The sequence below is a fragment of the Mangrovimicrobium sediminis genome, assembly GCF_004745945.1.
Lineage (GTDB): Bacteria > Pseudomonadota > Gammaproteobacteria > Pseudomonadales > Halieaceae > Mangrovimicrobium > Mangrovimicrobium sediminis.
This window is the reverse complement of sequence record NZ_SRLE01000004.1, coordinates 306901-322569: the sequence shown is the minus strand read 5'-3', so window position 1 is coordinate 322569 and position 15669 is coordinate 306901. Positions and strand designations below refer to the sequence as shown.

Sequence of the window (15669 nt, the reverse complement as noted above, 5' to 3'; positions counted from 1 at the left end):
GTGTGATCGGCGCGCGGCGACGCACCCTGACCCTCGGCAGCGCTGCCATCGCGCTGGTGCTGGTCGCAGTGGGGCTGCGCCAGTGTTCAGGCAATAGCGCAGCGCCCATGCAGGTATTGTTTGAACCGGTGGCCAGCGTCCGGCAGGCGCCGTTCGAGGCGCGCGTCCTGGCCGGCGCCGAGCTCGACGCCGCCCAGTCCGTGCTACTGTCCTCCGACCTGCCCAGCAACCGCGCCAAGGCGGTGTTCCTGGTGCCCGAGGGCGAGCTGGTCCAGGCCGGGGATGTGGTCGCGCGTTTCGATCCCACGACCTTCCGCGAAGAACTGGAAAACATCGACCATGAGATCCGCGAACAACAGATCAAGTTGCAGCAGGCACAGGCCGACCTCGCGCTGCATGAAAACGGCGCCGGCGACCGCGCCGCGCAGCTGGAGCACGATATCGAAGTGGCGCGCCTGCGCCTGGAGAGTCTCGACCAGGCGAGCATCCCGATCCGCATCGCCCAGGCCGAAAAAGAGGCGCGACGGGCACAGGCCGAAAGTGAGCGGGCCGCGCAGTTGCTGGCCACCGAGCGCGAACTGTTCGAGCGCGGGCTCACGCCGCAGAAGACCCTCGACGAGGCCGAACTGCAGCAGCGCGACGCGCTTGCGGCGCAGCGGCTGGCGCAACACCAGCTCCAGGTGCTGAACGAGGTGACCCTGCCGTCCGAGCGGCGCCAGGCAGAGATGCAGTGGCGCAACAGCCAGCGCGAGGTCGAGGTCTACCAGCAGGCCTACCGGGAGAACCGGCGCAAGCTGGAGGCGGCCGCGGCGCAGATCGAAAACCGAATCGAGCTGCTGCAACTGGAGCGCGAGCGCACCGCCGGCTATCTCGAACAAACGGAGCTGCGCGCCCCGGTCTCCGGCCTGTTGCTGTACAAGACCGTGTCGATGCAGGGCGAGAAGCGCAAGGTCCAGGTCGGTGATTCGCTGTGGAACCGACAGGGGTTCGCGGTTATCCCGGACCTGTCCTCGCTGGTTGCCAGGGTTACCGTCGGCGAGTCGGAGGTGGGCAAGCTGCGTCCCGGGCAAGTAGCCGCGGTCTACCCGGCGGCGTGGCCGGACCTTGAACTGCGCGGCGCCGTGGACACGGTAGGCATGCTCGCGGCGCAGTCGGCGGAGGCCCAGGAACGGCAGTTCTCCGTGCGCATCCGCCTGGAAGAAGTGGACCCGCGGCTGCGGCCCGGAATGTCTGCGCGCGCCTCGATTCTCGTGCAGAGCCTGGACAGTGCCACGCTGATCCCGGTCGAGTCCGTGTTTTACCAGCAGAATCAGGGCGTGGTGTTCCTGTGGCGCGACGGCGACCCACTGCGGGTCCCGGTGCGCCTGGGCCTGAGCGATGGCGAGCAGGTGGTGGTCGAGGAGGGCCTGGCGGCGGGGCAGGAGGTGATGCTGGTGTACCCGGATAATTTCGATGTTGCGGATTGAGGGGCTGGGCAAGCGTTACCCGCACCCGGAGCGCCCGGTCGAGGTGTTTAGCGACCTCGCCCTGGACGTGCCCCGGGGGCAGTTCGTCTCGCTCATGGGACCGTCCGGGGAGGGCAAGTCGACCCTGCTGCACCTGCTCGGCTGCCTGGATCGGCCGAGCGCGGGGCGCTACTGGCTGGAGGGCATCGAGGTCTCCGGCCTGCCGGAGGAGGCCCTGGCGGCGGTGCGCAATCGCAAGATCGGTTTCGTGTTCCAGAGTAGCCACTTTGTCGATTACCTCGACCTGCGCGAGAATGTCGCACTGCCCGGCTTTTACGGCCGCGATAGCGACATGCGCGCGTGCTATGCCCGTGCCGGGCAACTGCTGGAGGATGTCGGCCTTGGTCATCGCCTGCACCACCGGCCGGCGGCGCTGTCCGGGGGCGAGCGCCAGCGCGCCGCAGTGGCCCGGGCCCTGTTCAACCGGCCTTGCCTGGTGCTGGCGGACGAGCCCACCGGCAACCTGGATACCGAGAACTCCCGTCTGCTGCTGACCCGGCTGCGCGAGTTGGCGGACTCGGGCATCACCGTGGTGATGGTCACCCACGACGAGCAGGCGGCGGGTTTTGCCGACCGGGTCATCGACCTGGCCGCGGGTGAGTTGCGGGAGCGAAACGGTGCGCTTGCCTGAACTCCAGGTATGGGTGTGGGCCTGGAAGCTCTGGCGCACCCGCGCCACCCAGGCCCTGCTTAGCGTGCTGGGTGTGGTGAGCGGCGTGGGCGGGCTGGTCCTGGTGCTCGCAGTCGGCGCCGGAGCGCAGCAGGAAATGCGCTCGGCGCTCGGTGCGCTGGGCAGCGGCACCGTGATCCTGCAGGCGGACAACCACGGCGCACTGGATGCAGCACGGCTGGCGCGCATCGGCGCCCTGTTGCCTGAACTGGTGGAGCAATCCACCGGCGTGGCCTATCGCCAGGCCGAGGTCGGTGCGGGGGAGTCTCATCCCGGGCGCGCGCGGCTGGTCGGCGTCGACAGCCAGTATGCATCCATGTTCAGCCTGCGCCTGCACAGTGGGCGCTTCGTCACACCCTACGACGTGGTGCACCGCTCGCCGGTCTGCGTGGTTGGCGCTCGCCTCGGTCGGGCGCTGTTCCCGCGCCGCCAGGTCCTCGGCCAGGTGGTGCAGTACGGCGCGAGCTGGTGCCGGGTGGTCGGCGTATTGGCGGACAATCGCACCCGCCTGCCAGACCTGGAAGGCGTCGGCGTTTCCGCCAGCGATTACCTGCTGTATCTGCCGGTCACGACAATCGTCGGAAGTGGCAGCGCCTACGCACTGGACGAGATCACCGTGCGGTTTTCCGATGAGGCCCATCTCGGCGCCGGTCTCGACAGCCTGCGGCGCATCGTGGAGCGACAGCGTGCCGAGGGTGAGATTCGCGTGGTGGTGCCGGTGGAAGTGTTGCGCCAGAAGCACCGCTTGCAACAGGTGTTCCAGTACCTTTTGCTGGGGGCGACCTTCGTGCTGTTGGTGGTCGGTGGCACCGGCATCATGAATAACATGATGCTCAACGTGTTGTCGCGCCGCGCCGAAATCGGCCTGCGGCGGGCCCTGGGCGCTACGCGTGCGGACATCATCGCGCAGTTCGTCAGCGAGGCCATGGTGATTGCAGTGGCCGGTGGACTCGCCGGCATCATTCTTGGGGCATTGTCTGCGATGCTGCTGGGCTGGGTGAGCGACTGGCAAACGCAGTTCAGCCTGGCCGCGGGCGCCGCCGGGTTCGCGGTATCACTGCTGGTCGGGATCGTCTTCGGCAGCTACCCGGCGCTGCAGGCGGCGGCGGTTTCCCCGGTGCGCTCCCTGCACGAACTGTAGAGCCGACGGCTCACATGCCGCCGACGTACAGGGTCAGCTGCTGGCCCGGACGCAGGTAATCCTCGGGGTCGAGGGAATTCCAGGCGATGATGTCGTCGATGGATACCTTGAAGCGGCCGGCGATGCGGTACAGGGAATCGCCGCGTCGCACCTTGTAACCCCGCTTCTGGGCCTTGCCGTTGGCGGTCATGGCCAGGCTGCCGGACCAGTCGCCGCCGGAGGGGATCATCAGCGTGTCGCCGGCGCGGATCAGGTTGCCGCGGATGCTGTTGACCTCGCGCAGCAGGGCGACCTCGGTATCGAACTTGCGGGCGATGCGGATCAGGCTGTCGCCGCGGCGAATGCGGTAGTGATCCCAGCGCACCCGCTGCTCCGGGTCCAGTGCGGCGATACCCGCATTGAAGCTGGTCTCGCTGCCCACCGGGACCAGCAACTCCTGGGCGGCGTCCGGTGACGTCGCCCAGCGCAACTGCCCGGGGTTGAGCGCCCGCAGGGCGGCGGGTTCCACGCCGGCGAGGAGGGCGGCGCGGGACAGCTCCAGTTGCCCGCCGGTAGCGACCACCGTGAACGCCGGCGTATTGGCCAGCGGCGGCAATTCCACGCCGTAGCGCTCGGGATCGCCGATGATCTGCGACAGGGCCAGCAGGCGGGGCAGGTAGTAGCGGGTCTCCCGCGGCAGCGAGAGCGACCAGAAATCCGTGGGCTTGCCGCGCCGCGCGTTGCTGCGCTGTGCGGAGGCGACCCGTCCACCGCCGGAATTGTAGGCGGCCAGCGCCAGCATCCAGTCGCCGTCGAAATCCCGGTGCAGGGCCTCGAGGTAGTCCAGCGCCGCGCGGGTGGAGTCGCGCAGGTCGCGGCGGCCGTCGTACCACCAGTCCTGGCGCAGGCCGAGGTGGCGGCCGGTGGCGGGCATGATCTGCCACAGGCCAGCGGCGTGGTTGGGTGAGGTGGCGAAGGGGTCCAGGGTGCTTTCCACCAGCGGTAACAGGGCCACCTCCATGGGCATGTCGCGGCGCTCCACCTCGTCGGCGATGTATTTCAGGTAGTAGGCCGCGCGTTCGCCGACCAGGTCGAAGTAGTTGTGCTGGGCGAGGTAGCGCTCGCGCTCGCGGTCGACCTCTGCCCGTTCGATGTCCTGCCAGCGCAGCCCCGCCCGCAGGGTGACCCAGAGGTCATCCTGGACAGCTTCGGCGGTGGGGGCCGGTCGCGCGCGCGCTGGTTGCGCCTTCGCCGTCGCGCTGTGTGCCTCCTGCCCGGCAGCCGGGGTGCTTGTACGCGAACCGGTGTCCGTCGTCGTGGTACAACCTGCGGCTAAAATGCACGCAGTAATTACGGCAAAAAGGTTCCGTAACATATTGAATTAAAAGCCTTATCGGTAAACTTAAAGTAAATTCTCAGTACTATATTGCCGGAATCGGCAGCCCAGATACCAGCCAAAACTGGGGAAAAGCGTCACCCGCGAAAGTTGTCCTTCCAGGCCCGCACACTGGCGAAGACTTGCGCCGGCGCCTCGCCCTGCAGTTGCTCCCCGGCCTTGAGTCCGGCTATCACGGGCGCCTCGCGACAGCGCAGGAACGGGTTGGTGGCGAGTTCGTCGGCAAGGGTCGAAGGCACGGTGGGCGCCCGGCGCGCGCGAGTGGCCTCGGCGGCGGCCTGGCGGGCCTGTAATGCCTCATTCTCCGGCTCGACCGCCCGGGCGAAGCGCAGGTTGGCCAGGGTGTACTCGTGCGCGCAGTAGACCCGTGTGGCTGGGGGGAGGGCGGCCAGGGCGTCCAGCGAGGCGAGCATCTGCGCCGGCTGCCCCTCGAACATGCGCCCGCAGCCACCGGCGAACAGGGTGTCGCCGCAAAACACCAGTGGGTCGTCACCGCTATGGAAGTAGGCGATATGGTCCAGGGTGTGGCCCGGCACGGCGAGGACCTCGAAGGTCCGGCCCAGCACTTCGACGCTATCGCCCTGGCCGACGCGCACATCGATACCCTCGATGGCTGGGTTGTCCGGCCCGTACACGCGCGGCGCGTGGCGCTCGCGCAGCTGTGGCAGGCCGCCGACATGGTCGAAGTGGTGGTGGGTGATCAACACGGCATCCAGTTGCAGGCCGGCGGCCTGCAGCGCCTGTTCCACGGGGGCCGCGTCACCGGGGTCGACGACACAGGCGCGCTCGCCGGCGGCGTCGGTGAACAGCCAGATGTAGTTGTCGTCGAAGGCGGGAATGGGCTGGATGTCGAGCATGGGATACCGTTCACTTGGACTGGAAATGCAGTAACATGTGGCAATCGCCGCGGCACAAAGCGGCTCGTTACGACAGCGAAATGGCCAATCAGTTTACCGACATCAGCGCTATTCTGGAAACCTGGTACCAGGGCGAGCGTGGCAGCTACCTGCTCGCACAGTTGCAGGCAGAGCTCGACCGGCGCCTGGAGACTGCGTTCGGCTACCACATGCTGCAGCTGGGTCCGCTGGACTGCGGACCGCTGTTCGGCGAATGCCGCATCCGCCACCGCATCTTTGCCGGCGAGCAGGCCGGAGCGGACATCGGCCTGCTGTGCGAGCGCGGCGAGCTGCCGCTTGAGAGCGACAGCATCGATGTGATCATCGCCCACCACGCGCTGGAGTTCGTCGAGAACCCGCACCAGGTATTGCGCGAGCTGCAGCGCGTGCTGGTGCCCCAGGGCCAGCTCCTGATCACCGGGTGGAACCCGCACAGCCTGGTCGGCCTGGGCAGCGCACTGCGCGGGCTGCACCGGCGATCGCCCTGGCGCGCACACCGCCCGGTCAGCCCGCACCGCCTCACCGACTGGCTCAACCTGCTGGGCTGCGATGCCGAGCATTGCAGCTACCTGTACAACCTGCCGCCACTGGGCACGGGGCGCCTGCGCCAGTGGATGGAAAAGGGCGACCAGTGGTGCGCTACTCACGGCCTGCCGACCGGCGGCCTGTACCTGATGCACGCGGTGAAACAGGTGCCCGCTCACAAGCGGCCGCGCTCCGTACGCCGCCGCGCCGGCAAGCTGATTGGCCTGGCCGTTCCCGGCCCCGCGGCGCAACCGAGTCCGGCCCCCGCGGCGCGCCCGATTGCCGGCGCCGCACGTAAACCCACGGACCCTGCCCGGCATTGAAAGACGTCGAGATATTTACCGACGGGGCCTGCCGCGGCAATCCCGGTCCCGGCGGCTGGGGCGTGCTGCTGCGTTACCAGGGGCGTGAAAAGTCACTGCACGGCGGTGAGCCCCAGACCACCAACAATCGCATGGAGCTGCGCGCCGCGATCGAGGGGCTGCGGGCGCTGAAGGAGCCCTGCCGGGTCGTCCTGACTACCGACTCCGCTTACGTGCGCAACGGCATTACCAGCTGGCTGCGCGACTGGAAGGCCCGCGGCTGGAAGACGGCGGCGAAAAAGCCGGTGAAGAACGCCGACCTGTGGCAGGCGCTGGACGAGGAAAACGCCCGCCACGAGGTCGACTGGCGCTGGGTCAAGGGGCACAGCGGCCATCGCGAAAACGAGATCGCGGACCAGCTGGCCAACCGCGGCATCGACGAACTGGACTGAGCGAGGAGCGCGCAGCGTGCGACAAATCGTACTGGACACCGAAACCACCGGACTGGAAGTCTCCCAGGGGCACCGCATTATCGAGATCGGCTGTGTCGAGCTGGACAACCGGCGGCTGACCGGCAACCACTTCCACCGCTACATCAAGCCGGACCGGGAGATCGACCAGGGCGCCATCGAGGTGCACGGGATCACCAACGAATTCCTCGCCGACAAGCCGCGCTTTGCCCAGGTCGCCGCGGACTTCATGGAATTCATCGAAGGTGCGGAGCTGGTGATCCACAACGCGCCCTTCGACCTCGGCTTCCTGAACAGCGAACTGCAGCGCCTGGACGCGGAGCGCAGCGCCCTGGAACAGCTGTGCCCGGTCATCGACACCCTGGTCATGGCGCGCAGCAGGCACCCCGGCCAGCGCAACAACCTCGACGCCCTGTGCCAGCGCTACGGCGTCGACAATTCCCAGCGCGACCTGCACGGCGCGCTGCTCGACGCGGAAATCCTGGCCGACGTCTACCTGGCGATGACCGGTGGGCAGACCGCCTTCCAGTTGTCGGATAGCGATGGCGCCGGGAGCGAGGGCAGCGCGCGCGGCGAGCGAATTCGTCGCCTGCCCGCCGGTCGCCCGGCACTGCCTGTCATCGCGGCGAGCGCCGAGGAACTGGCCGCACACGAGGCGCAGTTGGATGCTATTGCCGCCGGCGGCGGCAGGGTGATCTGGCGCGACTGAACCACCAGCGCGGCGATGGACGCCGCGGCCAGTCGCCAGTCGCTAGAGGAACAGGCTGACGCAGGCCAGGCCGACGCCACCCAGCACCAGGGTGTAGGGCAGGGCCATGATCACCATGCGTCCGTAGGACAGGCGAATCAGCGGCGCCAGTGCCGAGGTCAGCAGGAACAGAAATGCCGCCTGGCCGTTCGGGGTGGCCACGCTGGGCAGGTTGGTGCCGGTGTTGATCGCCACCGCGAGGTGGTCGAATTCCGTGCGGGTGATGGTACCCGCGTCCAGGGCCGCTTTTACTTCACTGATATACACCGTGGCCACGAACACATTGTCGCTGATCATCGACAGCACGCCGTTGGCGAGGAAGAACATGGCCGGGCGTATGCTCGCGTCCATGGCCAGCACGTGGCTGATCACCGGGTGGAACAGGTGCTGGTCGTGGATGACGGCGACGATGGCAAAGAACACCACGAGCAGCGCGGTGAAGGGCAGCGCCTCCTCGAAGGCGTGGCCGATCTGGTGCTCCTCCACGATGCCGTTGAAGGCGGTGAGCAGCACGATCACCATGAGTCCCACCAGGCCGACCGCCGCCCAGTGCATGGCCAGGGCCAGTACCAGGATCAACGCGACCAGGCTCTGCACCGCGAGTCGTGCGTTGGTGCGGTTGTTGCGGTGTTTGGCCTCATTCTCCGCGAATTCCTCGAGTACGCCGCGCACACTTTCCGGCAGTTGCGAGCCGTAGCCGAACTTGCCGGTGACCTCGAGCAGGGCACAGGTGGCCAGGCCGCAGACCAGCACCGGCATGGTGATCGGCGCCATGTACAGGGCGAAGGTGACGAAATCCCATTCGGCGACGGTGGCAATCAGCAGATTCTGTGGCTCGCCGACCAGGGTGCAGACACCGCCGAGGGCGGTACCCACCGCGCCATGCATCAGCAGGCTGCGCAGGAAGGCGCGGAACGATTCGAGGTCGTCGCGGTGATGCTCGTGTACGGATTCGTCCTTCGAGTGATCGTGATCCGCGTGGGCCATGCCCTTGCCGGAGGCGACCTTGTGGTACACCGAGTAGAAACCGACGCCGACGCTGATCAACACCGCGGTTACGGTGAGCGCGTCGAGGAAGGCGGACAGGAAGGCGGCCACCAGGGAGAACATCAGCGACAGCAGCACCTTGGAGCGCACCGTGAGCAGGATCTTGGTGAACACGAACAGCAGCAGTTCCTTCATGAAGAAAATGCCGGCCACCATGAACATCAACAGCAGGATAACTTCGAAATTCAGCAGCGCTTCGTGGTAGACGGATTCGGGGGAGGTCATGCCCAGCAGGACCGCCTCGATGGCCAACAGACCGCCCGGTTGCAGCGGGTAGCAGCGCAACGCCAGGGCCAGGGTGAAGATGAATTCGCCAATCAGCAGCCAGCCAGTGACGAACGGCCCCAGGATCAACAAAAACAGCGGATTGAGCACAAGAAAGGCGATGATCGTCTGCTTGTACCAGATCGGGGATGAACCCAGGAAATTACGCCAGAACGCGTTGCTGATCGAATCGGTCATGGAGGCTGTGTCTTCTACGGTCTGAACCTGCGAAATTCTACGCGAAAAATGCGCCGAGTGGCCAAGCGCGCCCAAAATAAATGCCCGTTGTGCAACTTGCGACCGGCAGGACTGCCGCATACCATAGCCGGTCCGTCGACCCCGGCGTCAGCGGGGTCGGTTACCACCGCCTGACGTCCACAGGAGTCACTCTTGCACTACATCTTCGAATACGGCCTGTTCCTCGCCCAGGCAGTCACCCTGGTCGGCGCCGTGCTGATCCTGGTTGCCGGTATCGTCGCCATCGGCCAGCGCAATCGCACCGAACAGCACGAGGGCCATCTCGAAATTCGTAAACTCAATGACAAGTATCGGCATATCGGCGAATCCATTGAGGCCGTGGCCTGCGAAGAGGAAGAACTGAAACAGCGGCGCAAGGCGCGGCGCAAGGAAGAGAAGCAGAAGGCAAAGGCACGCAAGGGCGAGGAGGGTAAAAGCCGGCCGCGCCTTTTCGTGCTCGGCTTCGATGGCGATATGAAAGCCAGCGCCACGGATAACCTGCGCGAGGAGATCACCGCGATCCTCGGCCAGGCGCAGACCGGTGACGAGATCCTGGTGCGCCTGGAGAGCCCGGGCGGCCTGGTGCACGGCTACGGCCTGGCGGCCAGCCAGCTGCGCCGCATCCGCGACGCGGGCATCCCGCTTACCGTCGCCGTGGACAAGGTGGCCGCCAGCGGCGGCTACATGATGGCCTGTGTCGCCGACCGCATCATCGCTGCGCCCTTCGCCGTGATCGGCTCGATCGGCGTGCTCGCGCAGCTGCCCAACTTTCACCGCCTGCTGCAAAAGCACGACATCGATTTCGAGTTGTTCACCGCGGGGGAATACAAGCGCACCATCACCATGTTCGGCGAAAACACCGACAAGGGCCGGGCGAAGTTCGTCCAGGAACTTGAGGACACCCACGTACTGTTCAAGGAGTTCGTCAGCGCCAACCGCCCGGCACTGGATGTGGCCGCGGTGGCCACCGGCGAAATCTGGTACGGCAGCCAGGCACTGGACAATGGACTGGTGGATGCGCTGCAGACCTCGGACGACTTCATCCAGCAACAGCTGAAAGAGCGCGACGTATTCGACCTGCGATTTGTGCACAAGAAGAACTGGCAGGAAAAACTCGGGCTTGCCACCGAGTCGGCGCTGGAGCGGACTTTCCTGAAGATCTGGCAGCAGGGTAGCGACCGTCCGCGACTCTGAGTCACGCTGCTCTTGCTGGGACTGCTTTGATTGACGCTGCTCTGGTTGAGCCTGGCTGGGGTTAACGCTTCTCGGTGGCGATACCCGCGGTGGCGGTGGCTCCCGGCAATTGCTCACAGCGACCGTCGCGGTCGTGTTCGCTCATCAGCTCGCGAAACCGCACCTCAGTGCACAGCGGGTCGAAGAATGGCAGGTCGAACATCACGCCCGAGACTCCCGCTTCCAGCGCCCGGTCCACCTCGACCAGTGCCACCAGGTGCTGCCCCGCAAGCGTGTAGACCAGCGCGGCGCTGACTGCCGGGCTGGAGGCCTGTTCGCGCGCCAGGCTGATTTTCTTCAGGGTCGCCATGGCCTCCTCGAATTGCCCCAGCTGCGCATAGGCCTGGGCGGCGACCGTGGTAATCACCGAGGGGTCTCCCTCGCTGTAGCGCGCTACCAGTTGCCGGTACAACTCGCGCCCGCGCTCGACATTGCCCAGTAGCTGCTCGGTATCGGCGAGGTTGAGCAACACCACGGAATCCCGGCTATCCGCGTCATAGGCCTCGAGGAACTGCTCGCGTGCGGCGGGATAGTTGCGCATCAGCAGGTAGACCATGCCCAGGTTGGCGCGCACCAGCGGATTGGGCTGGATATCCAGGCTGAGCCGCAGGGCCTGCTCCGCCGCCGCCAGCTTGCCCTGCTCCAACAGGATGACCGCGCGCAGGCCCAGTGCGTGAGTGTTGTATTCATAGCGCTTGAGCAGGCCGTCCAACGTGGCCAGGGCCGCATCGGGCTGGCCGTTCCAGTACTGATTGCGCGCCTGTGCGTAGAGGTACTGCATGCTGGGCTGCAGCGCGGCCGCGCGCGCGAAACTCTCGCCGGCGGCCCTGAACTGGTCCTGGGCGCCGTGCCACTCGCCGGTCAGGTAGGCCACCAGTGCGTCGTCGGCCCCCTCCTGTTCCAGTTCCCGGATCACCTCGCGCGCAGCCTGGTAATCGCCGCGGTAGAGGTCCAGGCGAAAGCGACTGCGGCGCAGGAACAGCGACCGTGCCAGCGCGGGATCCGCCAGTTCCAGGGTGCGCTCGAGGCGGTCGAGGTACATCGGGTCACCCATCTCCTCGTAGGTGTCGAGGGCCACCTGTGCGTAGAGATAGTACAGCGGCGCGAAATCCCGCCGCGCCCGCAGCAGCGACTCGACGGCGGCGAGAATGGAGCGCGAGGAGCGGCTGAACTGCTGCGCCGCCAGGTTCAATTCCGTGTACTTCAGGTAGTCCGCCTCGTCGAGCGCTCCCGCACCGTTGTTCGCCGTCGTCTGCCCGGGGAACAGGTAGGTCCACTGGCGGCTGACCGCCTCGTGGGTGCCCAATGGGGAATCGGCGATCACCGAGACCTTGCGGTAACTGGTCACCTGGCCGCTGGGTTTCTCCAGCCGCTGCAGGTCCAGGTCGCACACGGTTCCGCTGCATTTCACCTGGGAAGCGATGAGGATGTCCGCGCCCAGTGCCACGAGCTTTTCCGCGGCGCTGCCCTGTACGGTATCGACTTCGGTCATGCCCACCAGCGACAGGCGCTGGCTACCCAGTACCGCCTCCTGCAGCGACTGTGCGACGGCGGATTCCAGGATCTGCTGTTGCCGCTCGCTGAGCTGGCCGGGGTCGCGCATCACTGGTGGCAGGATGGCGACCGCCTGGGCTTTGGCCGGCGTGCGCAATTGCCAGGCCAGGACGACTGCCGAGACAACCAGCACGGCGACCAGTGCGGCGGTGGCGCGGCGGCGTCCGCGACGCTGCTGGGCGCGCAGTTGGCTGGGTAGGGGGGTTTCGCTCTGGGTTTGTTCGAGCCAGGCGTGGCGCCACTGCGCCGCCGCTTCGCGGGCGGTGAGGGCGCCGCGCTTTGACAACCGGCGCAGCAGGTCGCGGACCGTGGGCGAGACGACTGCGGCGTTATCCGCCAGCAATTCCTGGGCGAGCACGCCGAGGGCGGCGACGTCGTCGGCGCGATCACCGCTGTGACTGGCGATGCCGAAGTCGGTGACCTTGGCGCTACCCTCCGCGTTGATCAGTACATTTTCCGCTTTCAGGTCGCAGTGCACCACGCCCGCGTCGTGGGAGGCGGCCAGGCCCGCCGATATCTCGCTCAGCCAGCGCAGCTTGTCCGCCAGTTCCGCGCGATGTTCGCGCAGGTAGATGCGCAGGTTGCGCCCGCGCACATATTCCATGACCAGCGCTGGCGCTTCCCCGGCCTCGAAGAAATCGTAAATCTGGACGATGTTGGGGTGGTTGAGCCGCGCCAGCAACAGGGCCTCATGTTGCATGCGCTCGTGCCAGTCGCCGTCTTCCGTGAGGTCCGTTCGCAGGTACTTGATCGCTACTTCGCGCTGCAGGCGGTTGTCCAGCGCCAGGTAAACCTCACCCATACCGCCGCGACCCAACGGGCGCAAAATACTGTATTTGCCCTCAGAATCGGGCATCGAACCTTCGGTCATCACTGCTTCTGGGCTTGTTGCCCGGGCATGCTATGGGTAAGGGCGGCACCTTTGTAGATTCGGAAACGCGAACCGCCGAAGCGTACCCGGCCCTTGCTGCGTTCTACCAGCAGTTCCGAGTCCAGCGTCGTGGTGAGAGTCTCGGCGATCTGTTTGCGGGCCCGGAAGATCATGATGTTGATATGCGGCATTTCCAGGCCGAGGTCGCGTTTGAGTTGTTCGTTGTCTATCCAGCCCTGGGTCAGGCTGTCGTAACCGCTGGCGGCCTGGTCCGCGCGCAGGCGCGCCAGGTGCAGCAGCAGGTAGTGATGGGAGCGCTCGCCGAGATCGAGTTTGTGGCCGCTGAATTTCAGCTCCAGGGCGGTGTTTTCCTCGTCCTGGCTGAGGTGGAAGACAAACTCGATGTCTTCCAGGCTGCTCTCCGGCGCAGTGCTGATCTCCGTCATCTGCTCGGTTTCAGCCAGGAAGACCTGCCATTCGCGGCCGCCGTAGCCGACGCGATCGCCGTGATGCAGCATGCGCTCCAGGTGTTGCGGGCTGTCCTGTTCCATGGGGTGCACCATCCACGCCCGCCGGTGGAAGGAGTAGATCACCACCGCTTCCGGCTCGTTCTGGTCCGGGAGGAAGACGAAGGAGGCGAGTTCCAGCGAATCGCTGCCGTTCAGGCCCACCAGGGTGGATTGCGGCGGACCGTCATCGACCACTTCGAGCGCAGGCATTTCCGGCGCGCCGAGATGCAGTTTGTCACCCCGGGCGATCGGCGTGCTCTCGTTGCTGATCAGCCGTTTGTTGCCGAGCCAGGTACCGTTCTTGCTGAGGTCGCGCGCGTTCCACTGGTCGCCGTCCCACTCCAGGGCGACGTGTATACGCGAAGTGATCGGGCTGCTGACGACGGTGTCCGAACGTTCCGCGTCGCGGCCTAGGGTATGGTGCGCGCGCAGAAAGAAGGTTCTCTGTGTGTCTGTATCGCGAATCTGCGCCATCTAAATTGTTTGAAGTGCTGGACCGCGCTGCCCGGGTCCATGGGCTGCGAATTACAGCTTGTTGTTGAAAAGAGACAGTCGTTCAATGACTTAGCAGAGAAAATAGATGAAAAGCACGAATGGCGCAACCGCGAACTGTAATTCTGCGTAATCGCTATTTCTCCGCTGGCCGGGCACCATTATACGCGTGCATGGGATTGCACTTCACGCGGAAATTGGCGGCCAGGGATGGCCGCCTTTTTTTTGTGCCGCGTACGGGCCCGCGAACATGACAGGGAGGGCCTTGCAGGAGGAGTCTGTCAGGGTCGCGACTGCGCTCTCAGGCAAACCCCGTGACCGTTATAAGTTTGAAAATGATGGGGGTTGAGAGCACGGGGTCAGGGTCGCGACTCTGACCCCAGGGTGGTACCCCCTGACTGCCATGCGTCCGGGACTGGTGGGTTTCGCAGTGATTGTGGACATCACCGCCACCGGGGAAGTGGCGGCGCAGGTATGAGGGCCGCGGCAGCGGCTCTGGCTCAGGCGGCCTCGACCCAGTGGGCTTCCACCGGCGGTTGCAGTGTGCCGCTGGGCAGGCCGAACTGGCCGAAGATGCGACCTTCGTAGCGCGGACCCATGGCCTTGCGCAAACCGTCGAGATAGCTGCGGTCGGCACCGGGCGCGGCGATGTACAGGTCACCGAAATACTCGAAGGGCAGCACCGACTCGCGCAACCAGTCCGCCAGGGCCTGGGGGGTGAAGCTGGGCTCACCTTGCGGATGGCCGATCAAGCGGCCGTTGCCAGCGGCGGAGGCGGTGATGAAGAGATCCTCTGCCTGCGCAAGATAGCTGCAGTATTCGTCCCAGGCGGCGTAGGCGAAAGCGAGGCCGTAGATGGCTCGCGGGTAGTGGCGATAGATGCGATGGACGTGATCTTCACTCAATACGTCGAGACTGATAATCACTTTGCGTTCCCCCTGCGTTCTTGTTACACCGCCGGCTTACGCATCGCCGGCGGCGGTTTCACAAAAGTATCTGCAGCGGGTAGGGCGCCCTCAATTACGTGGGATTACATTCGGGCGCCAATTCATTACAGCGAGCCGACCAGGTGGCCGCCGTCCACCGGCAGGGCGACGCCGTTGATGAAGCTGCCGCCGTCACCGGCCAGCAACAGCAGGGGGGCGGCGAGTTCATCCAGTTCCCCCATGCGCCCCGCGGGCGTGTTACGCAGGTAGGCCTGGCCGGCCTCCGAGAGCAGGTAGTCGGAGTTCATTTCGGTGGCGAAATAACCGGGGCACAGGGCATTGACGCGCACGTTCTTGCGTCCCAGTTCCATGGCCAGCGCGCGCGTCATCTGCACCACGCCGGCCTTGGCGATGGCGTAGACAGTCTCGCCGAAGCCGACCCGCAGGCCGAGGATCGAGGCGATGTTGACAATGCTGCAGGGCTTCTCAGCCTCGATTGCGCGGCGCGCAACGGCCTGGGCTACCCGCCAGGCGCCCTTGAGGTTGGTGTCCATGACGAAATCCCAGTTTTCGTCATCCACTTTCAGGCTGTAGCGTGAAGCGGCGACCCCCGCGTTATTGACCAGGATATCGACGCCGCCCATGCGGGTTCCTATCTCGTCCAGCGCCGCCGCTACGCTTTCGGCGTCGGTGACGTCCATCGCCACCGCAATCGCCTCGCCGCCCGCGGCAGTGATCTCCCCGACCAGTTGTTCGAGGCGGTCGCGCCGCCGCGCCGCCGCTACCACCCGGGCCCCGGCGCCGGCCAGGATACGCGCGAAGTGCGCGCCCAGGCCGCTGGACGCGCCGGTTACCAGGGCGACCTTACCCTCCACGCCGAGCAGTTTGTCCATGTCCGCCATTC

General features: G+C 65.9%; 14 protein-coding genes. 7 read left to right on the top strand and 7 right to left on the bottom strand.

Going from position 1 to position 15669, the window contains the following annotated elements:
• Positions 1-2 precede the first annotated feature (2 nt).
• The 3 genes from E4634_RS04860 to E4634_RS04850 are packed head-to-tail and all read left to right on the top strand — an operon-like array spanning position 3 to position 3316.
• Complete coding sequence (locus tag E4634_RS04860; protein WP_135441464.1) at positions 3-1466, top strand: efflux RND transporter periplasmic adaptor subunit; 1464 nt, start codon at positions 3-5, stop codon at positions 1464-1466.
• Positions 1453-2136 (top strand): ABC transporter ATP-binding protein, encoded by a 684-nt coding sequence (locus tag E4634_RS04855; protein ID WP_135441463.1) that lies wholly within the window; start codon positions 1453-1455, stop codon positions 2134-2136. Before E4634_RS04860 ends, E4634_RS04855 begins: the two co-directional genes overlap by 14 nt.
• Positions 2129-3316 (top strand): ABC transporter permease, encoded by a 1188-nt coding sequence (locus E4634_RS04850; RefSeq protein WP_167854772.1) that lies wholly within the window; start codon positions 2129-2131, stop codon positions 3314-3316. The genes E4634_RS04855 and E4634_RS04850 overlap by 8 nt, the downstream gene beginning before the upstream one ends.
• Before the next feature lie 10 nt (positions 3317-3326).
• On the opposite strand, the gene E4634_RS04845 is transcribed toward E4634_RS04850, so the two are convergent.
• Both E4634_RS04845 and gloB read right to left on the bottom strand, forming a co-directional pair.
• The gene (locus E4634_RS04845; protein ID WP_135441461.1) at positions 3327-4670 is read right to left on the bottom strand and encodes a LysM peptidoglycan-binding domain-containing protein; all 1344 of its coding nucleotides are present in this window, start codon (positions 4668-4670) and stop codon (positions 3327-3329) included.
• 98 nt (positions 4671-4768) lie between these two features.
• A complete protein-coding gene (gene gloB / locus E4634_RS04840; protein WP_135441460.1) occupies positions 4769-5548 on the bottom strand; it encodes a hydroxyacylglutathione hydrolase in 780 nt (259 codons plus the stop codon).
• Positions 5549-5628: 80 nt separating this feature from the next.
• On the opposite strand from gloB, the gene E4634_RS04835 reads away from it, so the two are divergent.
• The 3 genes from E4634_RS04835 to dnaQ are packed head-to-tail and all read left to right on the top strand — an operon-like array spanning position 5629 to position 7593.
• Positions 5629-6435 (top strand): class I SAM-dependent methyltransferase, encoded by an 807-nt coding sequence (locus E4634_RS04835; protein ID WP_167854771.1) that lies wholly within the window; start codon positions 5629-5631, stop codon positions 6433-6435.
• Entirely contained in the window at positions 6432-6866 is a 435-nt protein-coding gene (gene rnhA / locus E4634_RS04830; RefSeq protein WP_135441458.1) for a ribonuclease HI, read from the top strand. The genes E4634_RS04835 and rnhA overlap by 4 nt, the downstream gene beginning before the upstream one ends.
• A gap of 16 nt (positions 6867-6882) precedes the next feature.
• On the top strand, positions 6883-7593 hold the full coding sequence (gene dnaQ, locus E4634_RS04825) for a DNA polymerase III subunit epsilon (protein WP_135441457.1): 711 nt from the start codon (positions 6883-6885) through the stop codon (positions 7591-7593).
• Positions 7594-7635: 42 nt separating this feature from the next.
• Here the strand turns inward: dnaQ and nhaB are convergent, their stop codons facing one another.
• The gene (gene nhaB, locus E4634_RS04820; RefSeq protein ID WP_135441456.1) at positions 7636-9141 is read right to left on the bottom strand and encodes a sodium/proton antiporter NhaB; all 1506 of its coding nucleotides are present in this window, start codon (positions 9139-9141) and stop codon (positions 7636-7638) included.
• A 192-nt stretch (positions 9142-9333) separates the two neighbouring features.
• On the opposite strand from nhaB, the gene sohB reads away from it, so the two are divergent.
• Positions 9334-10374, top strand: a complete 1041-nt coding sequence (gene sohB, locus E4634_RS04815; RefSeq protein WP_135441455.1) for a protease SohB — start codon at positions 9334-9336, stop codon at positions 10372-10374.
• A gap of 61 nt (positions 10375-10435) precedes the next feature.
• Here sohB and E4634_RS04810 read toward each other — a convergent pair whose 3' ends face one another.
• The 4 genes from E4634_RS04810 to E4634_RS04795 form a co-directional block, all read right to left on the bottom strand.
• Positions 10436-12823 carry a protein kinase domain-containing protein gene (locus tag E4634_RS04810; protein ID WP_240725090.1) on the bottom strand — a complete coding sequence of 796 codons (2388 nt, stop codon included), beginning with the start codon at positions 12821-12823 and terminating at the stop codon, positions 10436-10438.
• A gap of 14 nt (positions 12824-12837) precedes the next feature.
• Positions 12838-13821, bottom strand: a complete 984-nt coding sequence (locus E4634_RS04805; protein WP_135441453.1) for an FHA domain-containing protein — start codon at positions 13819-13821, stop codon at positions 12838-12840.
• A 518-nt stretch (positions 13822-14339) separates the two neighbouring features.
• On the bottom strand, positions 14340-14765 hold the full coding sequence (locus E4634_RS04800) for a hypothetical protein (RefSeq protein ID WP_135441452.1): 426 nt from the start codon (positions 14763-14765) through the stop codon (positions 14340-14342).
• A 125-nt stretch (positions 14766-14890) separates the two neighbouring features.
• On the bottom strand, positions 14891-15667 hold the full coding sequence (locus E4634_RS04795; RefSeq protein ID WP_240725089.1) for an SDR family NAD(P)-dependent oxidoreductase: 777 nt from the start codon (positions 15665-15667) through the stop codon (positions 14891-14893).
• Between the last annotated feature and the right edge of the window lie 2 nt (positions 15668-15669).

Bases quoted from the DNA above. Each gene is read 5' to 3' on its own strand.
- E4634_RS04855 (WP_135441463.1), top strand. From the start codon at position 1,453: ATGTTGCGGATTGAGGGGCTGGGCAAGCGTTACCCGCACCCGGAGCGC.
- E4634_RS04845 (WP_135441461.1), bottom strand. From the start codon at position 4,670: ATGTTACGGAACCTTTTTGCCGTAATTACTGCGTGCATTTTAGCCGCA.
- gloB (WP_135441460.1), bottom strand. From the start codon at position 5,548: ATGCTCGACATCCAGCCCATTCCCGCCTTCGACGACAACTACATCTGG.
- E4634_RS04835 (WP_167854771.1), top strand. From the start codon at position 5,629: ATGGCCAATCAGTTTACCGACATCAGCGCTATTCTGGAAACCTGGTAC.
- nhaB (WP_135441456.1), bottom strand. From the start codon at position 9,141: ATGACCGATTCGATCAGCAACGCGTTCTGGCGTAATTTCCTGGGTTCA.
- E4634_RS04810 (WP_240725090.1), bottom strand. From the start codon at position 12,823: ATGCCCGATTCTGAGGGCAAATACAGTATTTTGCGCCCGTTGGGTCGC.
- E4634_RS04805 (WP_135441453.1), bottom strand. From the start codon at position 13,821: ATGGCGCAGATTCGCGATACAGACACACAGAGAACCTTCTTTCTGCGC.
- E4634_RS04795 (WP_240725089.1), bottom strand. From the start codon at position 15,667: ATGGCGGACATGGACAAACTGCTCGGCGTGGAGGGTAAGGTCGCCCTG.